This window comes from candidate division WOR-3 bacterium, assembly GCA_039801905.1.
Classification (GTDB): Bacteria; Hydrothermota; Tepidihabitantia; order Tepidihabitantales; family JBDRVQ01; genus JBDRVQ01.
In genome coordinates, this window is record JBDRVQ010000020.1 from 25,490 (window position 1) to 32,780 (window position 7,291).

Here is a 7,291-nt window from a genome sequence, read left to right on the forward strand (position 1 = left end):
AGTCAAAGGAGAAAAGATACGGACAGCGGTTCTTGCTGGATTGGGGTAAATTTTGGGCGGTGGGCGGAGAGCGGCGGGCGAATAGCGGTCTTCTTCTATCACACCGATTGGAAACCCATTTGGGTCTAACACTTCACCGTTCCTATTCACCCGAGTACCGTAAATCCGAGAGGTATAATTTCGCTCATCTACCCAGACCACGAAATAGTTTGCGCCATCAAAGGCGATTGAGGGAGAAGATTGCTCATATGGTGAAGGAACATAAACAATACTCGTATCAATCAAGAATTCGCCAGTCGTTGATTGACCTTTTCCCTCTTCTCCTCCCCATTTCCGCTGGTATCTCCTTATAATCTCCTCTATAGGCTTCCTGGGGTTAAAAGGTAAAGGATTCTCCCAAGAATAACCGACAAGACCAATAAAAAATAGAAAGATAATTCTTCTTTTTGGTTTAATTTTATAAAATAACTTTTGGTAAAGGTAGGGAAGAGAAATTAAAAGGCAAAGGAAGGTGAACTTAAAATTTCTATTAATCATACCTAATTATACCGCCAAATAAAATTTTTGTCAAGAGGCAAAGGATAATATACCAGGTGATTTTAGACTTCCCCTGAGCAATCGTTTTCTGTTCTTTTTCCATATGCTAAGGTGCGGGTTATCTTGACCAATGGCAAAAATTGGTTATGATTGAGATTGGAAGTAAGTTAATAACGGAAATGGATAGAGTTTTGCGAGAGATTTTACCTTTCTGTCAGAAGCCAATTCGTTATACCGGAGGGGAATACAACCTTTTGCTAAAAGAGAGGAAAAAAGATACTATTCTTTTTGGTTTAATTTTCCCTGATGTCTATGAAGTTGGGATGTCTAATTATGGCCTTAAAATTCTTTATCATATTTTGAATCGCAACCCTTCGGTAATCGCCGAGAGGGCTTACGCCCCTTGGCCCGATTTCGGTCGGTTATTAAAAGGGAAGGGGATACCTTTATATTCTTTGGAGACAAAGACCCCCTTAAAAGATTTCCATATCCTCGGCTTTTCTTTACAATCGGAACTTTCCTATCCAACGGTTCTTTATATTTTGGATTTAGCCGGAATTCCCTTAAAGGCAGCAGAAAGAAGCGATTCTCACCCCCTGGTCATTGCCGGTGGTCCCTGTTGTGTCAATCCCTTACCAATGGCAGAATTTTTTGATGCCTTCTGTATCGGGGATGGGGAAGAGGTGGTAAAAGAGATAGTTGAGGTTTATCGGAATTGCGGCGGAAAGAGAGAAGAGGTTCTTTCCGCCTTATCTAAGATTGAAGGGGTCTATGTTCCGAGGAAAAAGAATAGCCACTTAATAAAAAGGCGGATCAAGGAAGATTTAAGAGAGGAGGATTTCCCCTTTCCTCCGCTGGTGCCAATCTGCGAGATTGTTCACGACCGATTGACGATTGAAGTGATGAGGGGTTGCACCCGGGGTTGTCGGTTCTGTCAGGCCGGGATGATCAATCGGCCTGTCCGCTTAAGAGACCCCGAGGAGATCCTTTTCTTAGCGGAGAGGGGAATAAGGAGTTCCGGTTGGGAAGAACTGTCTCTCCTCGCCTTTTCCGTTTCCGATTATCCCAATTTGGCTAATCTCTTAACTCACTTGAATGCCCTTCTTTATAAGAAGCGGGTGGCAATCTCTTTGCCCTCAATGCGGGGGGAAGATTTCTCTTTGAGTTTGGCTCAAAAATTGAAGGCGATAAAAAAGACGGGTCTCACCTTCGCTCCCGAGACCATCAGTAGCCGTTTGAAGGGATTGGTCAATAAGGATGTGAAAGAGGAGAGTATCTTTCAGGCGTTAGCTGCTGCTTCGGAAGCGGGTTGGTTGGGTGTGAAGTTATATTTTATGATTGGTCTGCCTGGTGAGACCGAGGAGGATGTGAGGGAGATTGCCCAATTTATTTTGGCTTGTGCCCGGAGGTTTAAAAAGATGGAGATAAGATTTTCGGTATCACCTTTCATTCCCAAACCCCACACCCCCCTCCAATGGCAGTCATTTTCGGATGTCAAGAGTCTGGTAGAGAAGATAGATTTATTAAAGGGGGAGGCAAAGAGGAGCAATATCCGTCCGAAATGGGAAAATCCTTACCAGGCGCAGATACAAGCGGTTTTAGCCCGGGGGGATGAGAAACTGAGTCCGGTCGTCCTTTCCGCTTACCGCAAGGGTTCAATCTTTACGGAGTGGAGTGAATTTTTTAATTATGGAGATTGGGAAGAGAGTTTCCAGGAAGTTGGGATTAATCCTGAGGATTACTTAAAAGAGAAACCCAAAGAAGTCCCTCTGCCCTGGGATTTTATTGATGTTGGGGTGAGCAAGGAATTTTTATTGGCGGAGGCGAGAAGGGCGGAAATGGGAATTTTCACACCAGATTGCCGGCAAGCCAATTGCCAGCAGTGTGGAGTTTGTCCCACTGGGGATCTTAGGAAGAAGAGAGAGAGTACTTCCCTTCCTCCGGAATTGGAAATCCCTAATGGTTACGAGAGGAAAGTCTTTCTTGCCAATACGAGTAAAGTTACCTATCGGATAAAATATGCGGTCGGGGAGAGTTTCCTTTTCGCCTCCCATTTGGACCTGGTCCGCCAGTTCTATCGCACCTTCCGGCGGTCAGAACTCCCGGTCGCCTTTTCCGCTGGCTTTTCTCCCCATCCCCTGGTCTCCTTCGGGCCGCCCCTGCCGGTGGGTGTCACTTCCCGAGGGGAGTACCTTGATGTGCAATTGGCGGCTTCTTATTCGGGTAATCTCACCCGGGACTTGGCTCCCTTTTTACCCAAAGGGATTATGATTCTGGAAAATCGGCTCTTACGGAGGAGAGTAGATTCTTTGGGTAAGGCGGTTAATTTAGCGGAGTACGAAATAAGGTTTCCTCCTTCCCTTTTTTGGGGTCGGGATATGGTTTTTAAGCGGCAGAAAGAGATTCCCCATCTCTTCCGGGTTGAGTTTAATGGGGATTCTCTCTCGGTCTTTATCGCTATCGCCCCCGGGGTGCGCCTCTTTACCGTCCTCTCTCAACTTTTTGGCTGGGAGGAGGAGAAGACGAAATTATTGGTGATTGAAAGGAAAGATTGTTATATATTAAAAAACGGTCGGGTCTTTACCCCTCTGGATGATATTTAGGGAGGATTTTTATGAAGGTGAATGTCAAGTTAATCTTCTCTTCATATTACAATGACAATCGTTGTGCCCTCTTGGAAGGGGAGAGGCTTTCAGAATTTTATATTGAAGGACCAAATACCAGAAGTGAAGTGGGGCGGATTTATAAGGGGAGGGTAGAAAATGTGGTAAAAGGATTAAGGGGGGCTTTTGTTAATCTCGGTCTGAAGAAGAATGGTTTCTTACCTTTAGCGGAAATTCCCGATGAGGCATTTTGGGAGAGGGAAGAGGTGAAACAGGAGGGAACGGTTGTTAATCCGGGAGATGAGATCCTTTGTCAGGTGGTGAAGGAGGCGATGGGCGATAAGGGTTCGCGTCTCACCTCCTATGTCCACATCCCCGGACATTATTTGGTCTACTTCCCCACGGTGGACCGGATTGGTATCTCTCAGAGGATAAGAGAGAAAAAGGAAAGGCTCCGCCTTCGGGATCTGGTGAGAAGGATAAAGAAACCCGGCGTGGGGATTATAATTAGGACAGCAGCAGAGTTTGCCAGTGAAGAGAGTATCCAGAAGGAATACCTCTTCTTGGAGAAGATTTATGAGGAGATCAAAAGGAATTGGGAGAAGGTAAAGGCGCCCGCCCTCCTTTACCAAGAACCGCCATTTCCGATCCGGATGGTTCGCGATCTCTTCACCCCAGATACTGAGGTTATCTACTGTGATAATAAGGAGACCTACGAGGTGATCCACGCTTATCTCCAAAGTTTGAACCCGGAGTTGGTCTCTCGGTTAAAACTCTATGAGGGAGAAAAGCCCATCTTTGAGAAGATGCGGATTGAAGAGGAGTTGAAAAAGGCATTGGAAAGGAAGATTTGGTTAAAATCGGGTGGGTTCATCACCATTGACCAGACAGAAGCGGTGGTGGCGATTGATGTGAACACGGGTCGTTTTGCTCAAGAAGAAGACCCGGAGACTTTAATCCTCCAGACAAATTTGGAAGCGGCTTCGGAAATTGCCCGCTTGATTCGTCTGCGGGACCTCTCCGGCTTGATCATCATTGACTTTATAGATATGCAGGAGCCAAAGAATATGGAGCGGGTGGTGGAAGAGTTAAAACTCTGTCTGGAGAACGACCGGGCAAAATCCGACTTTGCCCGGATCAGTCGGTTCGGTATCTTGGAGATGACTCGGGAGAAGATTAGACCTTCCCTTTTTGACTCCCTCTTTGAAACCTGTCCGGTCTGTTTCGGCCGGGGAAGAATTCCTAATCGTTACGAGATTGCGGTGAAGATAAAAAATCAACTCTCGGCGAAAGCGGAGAACATCAAAGGGAAAAGGGTGAAACTCTTGGTCTCCCAATTTTTACACAGTTATCTTATGGAAGATTGGCAAGAGGATTTAAAAAAGTTGATTAAGGATCTAAAAATTGCCATTGATCTAAAATCTTCACCCGAATTACCGCCGACAGGATTTAAGATTATGATAGAAAATTAAGAGAGGTTTATTTTCGCAAGGTATCACCAGTCACGGTAACTATAATTCGTTTGGTCAAAAATCTCTACCACTAAAGTACTTATGATCACTGTTAATGCTTGCAGAGATATATTGATTTCCCGAGTTTTTTCATTATATTAAATTTTTATGGATTTAAAAAGGATTAGAAATATTGGGTTTGCCGCGCATATTGATGCCGGAAAGACAACAACCACGGAAAGGGTTTTGTATTATACCGGAAAGATTTATAGAATGGGTGAGGTTGATGAAGGAACCGCGACCATGGATTGGATGGAGCAGGAAAAGGAAAGGGGAATTACGATCACCGCTGCCACAACCACCACCTTCTGGAAAGACCACCGCATAAATATTATTGATACCCCAGGTCATGTTGACTTCACGATTGAAGTAGAAAGGTGTATGAAGGTCTTAGATGGGGTGATAATTGTCTTCTGCGGGGTGGGTGGGGTTGAGGTGCAATCGGAAACGGTCTGGCGCCAGGCGGATAGATACGGTGTGCCGCGGATTGCCTTCGTTAATAAATTAGATAGAACCGGTTCGGATTTCTACCGGGTTTTGAAGATGATGGAGGAGAAGTTTGCTCAAAAGCCCGTGCCCATCCAAATACCGATCGGCAAAGAAGAGAATTTTATTGGCGTTGTGGATATTATTGAGGAAAAGGGTTATATCTGGAAGGAGGAGACATTAGGCAAGGAATATGAGGTGATCCCAATTCCCGAAGATTTGTTAAAGGAGGTAAAAAATTTAAGGGAAGATTTAATTTCTATCTTATGCGATTATGATGAGGATTTATTAAGAAGGTTTATCGGGGAAGAGAAAATTGAGCCGGAGGAGATAAAAAGGGCATTAGCCAAGGCAACTAAGGCGATAAAAATTTTTCCGGTGCTCTGCGGCAGCGCCTTGAAATATAAAGGGATTCAATTGCTCTTGGATGCGATTGTGGAGTATCTCCCTTCGCCCTTAGATTTGCCACCGGTGAAGGGGATAAACCCAAAAACGAAAAAGGAAGAGAAGCGAGAACCAAATCCCGAAGGTCCCCTGGCCGGTCTTATCTTTAAGATTATGCACGACCCGCACCGGGGTATCCTTTCCTATGTCCGGATTTATTCCGGAATCTTAAAGACCAATTCTCCTTTCCTTTTAGTGCCGGCGATGAGGCAAGAGAGAGCCAACCGATTACTTTTAATGCACGCTAACCGACCCGAAGAGGTTAATTCTCTCGCGGCGGGTGAGATTGGGGTGATTGTTGGGTTAAGGGATGTTAAGACCGGTTGGACGATTTGTGACCCGGAATATCCGATTGCCTTTGAGGCGATGGAGTTTCCCGAGCCGGTTGTCTTTCTGGCGATTGAGCCGAAGACAAAGATGGAAGAGCCAAAGTTAAAGACCGCCTTGAAATATCTCTCCTTAGAAGACCCAACCTTTAAGATGAAAGAGGATGAAGAGACGGGTCAGATAATCATTTCGGGAATGGGCGAATTGCATCTGGATATTATTATGGAAAGGTTATCAAGGAATTATGGGGTAAATTTAAGAAAAGGAAAACCCCAGGTTTCCTATCGGGAGACAATTACCAAAGAGAGCATCAGCAGAGGAAAATTCTTAAAGGCGATTGAAGAACGAGAGCATTACGGAGAGGTGGAGTTGCGTTTGGAACCTGGTCATCAGGGGATAAATATCATCTTTGAGACAGAGATTATCCCCAAGAATTTTCATCCGGCGATTGAAAAGGGTATCTTAGATTCTTGTGCTTCGGGAATTTTTGCCGGTTATCCGATAACCAATATTCTGATTGCGGTGATTGACGGGGCGTATGACCCAAGCCGGTCCACGGATTTGGCTTTTACCGTCGCCTCCTCTCTTGCCTTCCAGAGTGCCTTCCAGAAGGGAAGCCCAAGCCTTTTAGAGCCGATAATGTCAATTGAGATCATCTGCCCGGATGAATATACCGGTTCGGTAATCTCCGACCTTGCTTCCCGAAGGGGAAAGGTCTTAACAATTGAACAATTAAAGGGTTATAAGATGCTTCTGGGTGAGGTTCCCCTTTCTGAGACCTTTGGCTATGCCACTGCCATTCGCTCTTTAACCTCAGGTCGGGGAACTTACTCCATCCAATTTTTAAGATACGAACTTATCCCCGAAGAAGAGAGGAGACGCCTCTTTCCCTATTTGACTTAGAGCCTTTTCTTATTACAAGGGCGGTTAAACTGAGATTTATTTCTCCTTTTAAGCCTTCCTTTAGGTTTGGATTTAGACCTTCGGTTAATTTCCCAATTAGGCACCCCTTCATCTCTCTTCTTATCCCTTCCTTTATTAACGAAGTTAGACTCTTAATTAGGTTTGGGATTAGGGTGATTATTAGATTATTCATTAAACTAATTATTAGGATTCTACTTAGGTTCCCGATACCATCCCCTGTATGCTACACCCCTTTTTATAAAAATAAATCTCCCCTTTTTAAGGGCAAGTCTTTTAACTTTTAGTTAATTTTCTTAATATTATAAAGCAATTTAAGAAAAATGTCAACTATTCGGTTTTCATCAAAAATAATCTTACCGAAAATGGGTTATTTAATCAAAAATATCTTACCATTGAAAAAATTTAGGCTCCCTCCCATATTAAAAAGTAATAGGGGGAGCCTTTATGGTTATAACGATG

At 44.4% G+C, this 7,291-nt stretch carries 4 protein-coding genes; 3 read left to right on the forward strand and 1 reads right to left on the reverse strand.

From position 1 onward, the window contains the following. Positions 1-537 (reverse strand): hypothetical protein (locus tag ABIL00_05145; GenBank protein MEO0110139.1); only part of this gene is annotated, 537 nt, incomplete at its 3' end. A 146-nt stretch (positions 538-683) separates the two neighbouring features. Here ABIL00_05145 and ABIL00_05150 point away from each other — a divergent pair. The 3 genes from ABIL00_05150 to fusA all read left to right on the forward strand — a co-directional run bounded on the left by ABIL00_05150 (position 684) and on the right by fusA (position 6,811). Continuing rightward, positions 684-3,140 carry a TIGR03960 family B12-binding radical SAM protein gene (locus ABIL00_05150; protein MEO0110140.1) on the forward strand — a complete coding sequence of 819 codons (2,457 nt, stop codon included), beginning with the start codon at positions 684-686 and terminating at the stop codon, positions 3,138-3,140. A gap of 11 nt (positions 3,141-3,151) precedes the next feature. Continuing rightward, positions 3,152-4,612, forward strand: coding sequence for an Rne/Rng family ribonuclease (locus tag ABIL00_05155; protein ID MEO0110141.1), 1,461 nt, complete (start codon positions 3,152-3,154; stop codon positions 4,610-4,612). Positions 4,613-4,759: 147 nt separating this feature from the next. Continuing rightward, positions 4,760-6,811 carry an elongation factor G gene (gene fusA, locus ABIL00_05160; GenBank protein ID MEO0110142.1) on the forward strand — a complete coding sequence of 684 codons (2,052 nt, stop codon included), beginning with the start codon at positions 4,760-4,762 and terminating at the stop codon, positions 6,809-6,811. The last annotated feature ends 480 nt before the right edge of the window (positions 6,812-7,291 follow it).

What these genes read in the sequence shown, in the direction of transcription:
- ABIL00_05155 (MEO0110141.1), top strand. Translation starts at nt 3,152, where the DNA reads ATGAAGGTGAATGTCAAGTTAATCTTCTCTTCATATTACAATGACAAT.
- fusA (MEO0110142.1), top strand. Translation starts at nt 4,760, where the DNA reads ATGGATTTAAAAAGGATTAGAAATATTGGGTTTGCCGCGCATATTGAT.
- ABIL00_05150 (MEO0110140.1), top strand. Translation starts at nt 684, where the DNA reads ATGATTGAGATTGGAAGTAAGTTAATAACGGAAATGGATAGAGTTTTG.